The sequence below is a fragment of the bacterium genome, from assembly GCA_027622355.1.
Taxonomy (GTDB): Bacteria; UBA8248; UBA8248; order UBA8248; family UBA8248; genus JAQBZT01.
Genome location: JAQBZT010000319.1, coordinates 1 through 2,917, shown reverse-complemented (window position 1 = coordinate 2,917; position 2,917 = coordinate 1). Strand labels below are relative to the sequence as shown.

3 protein-coding genes are annotated in these 2,917 nt (G+C 64.2%); all 3 read left to right on the top strand.

Annotation, left to right across the window (positions count from 1 at the left end; all coding sequences use genetic code 11):
* The first annotated feature begins 105 nt into the window (after nucleotides 1-105).
* Entirely contained in the window at nucleotides 106-1,362 is a 1,257-nt protein-coding gene (gene cofH, locus O2807_14125; GenBank protein MDA1001639.1) for a 5-amino-6-(D-ribitylamino)uracil--L-tyrosine 4-hydroxyphenyl transferase CofH, read from the top strand.
* A gap of 63 nt (nucleotides 1,363-1,425) precedes the next feature.
* Nucleotides 1,426-1,740 (top strand): GIY-YIG nuclease family protein, encoded by a 315-nt coding sequence (locus O2807_14120; protein ID MDA1001638.1) that lies wholly within the window; start codon nucleotides 1,426-1,428, stop codon nucleotides 1,738-1,740.
* Nucleotides 1,741-1,794: 54 nt separating this feature from the next.
* Nucleotides 1,795-2,917: Coenzyme F420 hydrogenase/dehydrogenase, beta subunit C-terminal domain (locus tag O2807_14115; protein ID MDA1001637.1), on the top strand; the 1,123-nt coding region annotated here is incomplete at its 3' end.

The following is a 2,917-nucleotide window of genomic DNA, read 5'->3' as shown; positions in this document are numbered from 1 at the left end:
CTGGTGCCCCCCGCCCGCGCGGGCGGCCCTCGCCCGCCAGCTGGCGCGGCGCGCACGGGCCGAGACCGCCACCGCCCTGGAGGCAGCCCCTGCCCTGGAGATGGCATGAACACGACAGAAATTCTTGACGCCTGGGAAAAGGGAGAAGAACTCTCCACCGGCACCGCCGCCACCCTCCTCGAAGAGGACGCGCCCGGGGCCGCCGAGCGGCTCTACGCGCTGGCGGACAGCGAGCGCCGCCGGGCCGTGGGCGATCGGGTCACCTACATCGTCAACGCGAACGTCAACTTCACGAACGTCTGCTACACCGACTGCAAGTACTGCGGCTTCTACCGCAGACCCAACGCGCAGGACGCCTACACCCACGACGATGAGACGCTGCGCCGGAAGTTCGAACGCGCGGGCGAATTCGGCGTCACCGAAATCTGCATGCAGGGCGGCCTCAACCCCGCCATCTCGCTCGACCGGTACGAAGAAGTCCTCCGCCTCGGCCGCGAGGTGATCCCGGGCGTCCACATGCACGCCTACTCGCCCGCCGAGATCGATCACATCCAGCGCAAGACCCGCCTTCCGCTCGAGGAGATCCTCACCCGGCTGAAGCAGGCGGGCCTCGGCTCCATCCCCGGGACGGCGGCGGAGATTCTCGTCGAGCGCGTCAAGAAGCTCATCAGCCCCCGGCGGATTCCGGTCGAGCGCTGGTGCGAGATCATCCGGGCGGCCCACGCGGTGGGCATCCCCACCACCTCGACCATCATGTACGGGCACATCGAAACCGCAGGCGATATCGCCGAGCACATGGACATCCTCCGCGGGATGCAGAAAGAATCCCTCCGCGGCGGCGGCGGGCGCTTCACCGAGTTCGTGCCGCTCCCCTTCGTCCCCTACGACAACACGATGGGGCAGGAGTTTGGCATCCCCGAGATGGCGGGGATGGACTACATCCTGAGGCTCCACGCCGTGGCGCGGCTCTTCTTCCGCGGGGCGATCGAAAACCTCCAGGTCGCCTGGCCGAAGATCGGCATCGCGGGCGCCCAGCGCGCCCTCGCCCTCGGGGTGAACGACATGGGCGGCACGCTGATGGAGGAGAACATCACCCGCGAGTCGGGCGGGGAGTGGGGCCAGGCGCTGACGGTCGCGCAATTCGAAGAGGCCATCCGCGAGGCGGGGCGCATCCCCGTCCAGCGGACCACGACGTATGAGATCATCTCCGAGGGCGATCCGCGCTACCGCCCCCCGCGCGATGCGGACGGCGCCTTCCTCGGCCAGGCCGCGCAGGGCGGGATGAAGCACAGCCTGCCCCTAGTGCCAGCGGGGACAAAGAGCGGCTGCCGGGTGGAAGAAGCAGACTCTCCGAGCGGTTAGGATGTCATTAGGGTTCAGTATGTCATTCCGAGCGCAGCGAGGAATCTGCTTTTCCGTTTTCCCGTGAAACAATATTTCATTTACATCCTGGCCAGCAAGTCACGTGCCTTGTACACCGGGGTGACGAGCGATCTAGAGCGGCGGACCCATATCCACAAGAGCAAATCCGTGCCTGGTTTTACGGCCAAATACAAGGTCCATCGGCTCGTCTATTTTGAAGAGACCAACGATGTTCATTCAGCCATCGCACGAGAAAAACAGATCAAAAGCTGGAGGCGATCCAAGAAGGTGGACCTGATTGAAGCAGTCAATCCGACATGGGAGGATCTGAGCGAGACATGGAACAGAAAAGCAGATTCCTCGCTTCGCTCGGAATGACAGACAAAATCCCCAGAGTTAAGAATGTCATTTTTGGAATCAAGAAATAGGATAATGATGGACATGAACCCCCTGCACCACAACAGCTTCAAGGACATGATGAACGACGTGGTGGACTTCGGGAGCTGCTGCGAGTGCGGCAGCTGCGTCCTCGTCTGCCCCCACAACGTGATCGAATACGTGGACGGCAAGCCGAAGCAGACCGCCAAAAAAAGCGCCGCCTTCGACTACTGCGGCATCAGCGAAGGCGTCGGCTGCGATGTCTGCGCCGCGGTCTGCCCGCGCCTCTGGCCGCGGGAGATTCATCTGCGGGGCGCGCAGTTCGGAGAAGCGCGGCCCTGGGAGGGCATCTTCGGCGTCTACCGGCGCATCTTCGTCGCCCGCACCCTGCGCGAGGACCTGAAAGCGCGCATCCAGGACGGCGGCATCGTGACCGCGCTGCTCGCCTGGTCGCTCGAGAAGGGGAAGATCGACGGCGCCGTCGTCTCGGCCGTCGGGCCGGATGATGATCCCTGCTTCCCCACCCCGAAGGTCGCCACCACGGTCGAGGAAATCAAGGCGAGCGGGGGAAGCTGGTACACCTACTGTCCGAACAACCTCGCGCTGGAGGAAGTACAGGAGCGCGATCTGAAGCAAGTCGGCTTCGTCGGCGTCCCCTGCCAGATCACCCCGATCCGCAAGATGGAGCTGATCGATCCGGCCTTTCTCCTCTCCCACAAGAAGCGCCCCCAGCACATCGCGAAACAGCGGGGCTTCCTCCGCGGCTTCTCCGATCGGGTGGCGTTCAACATCGGCCTGTTCTGCACCGAGGTCTTCACCCCCGAGCTGATGACCGAGCGCATCGAGAAGCAGATGGGCATCCCCCTCTCCGAGGTCTCAAAGTTCAACGTAAAAGGTGAAGTCCTCATCCACAAGAAAGACGGCACGCTCGAGACCATCCCGCTCGAGGAGGCCATGCGCGACTACCAGCGGCCCGAGTGCAGACACTGCGCGGACTTTTCGGCCGAGCTCGCCGACATCGCCTGCGGGGGCGTCGGCACGGACAGCGCCACCATCGTCGTTCTGCGCACCGAAAAGGCCGAGGCGATCTGGCGCGAGTTCGAGGCGGACGGCGGGGTCGAGGTCATCCCCATCGCGGAGAACCGCCGGGCGTGGAACATCCTGCTGATTCTCGCCA

Bases quoted from the DNA above. Each gene is read 5' to 3' on its own strand.
- cofH (MDA1001639.1), top strand. From the start codon at position 106: ATGAACACGACAGAAATTCTTGACGCCTGGGAAAAGGGAGAAGAACTC.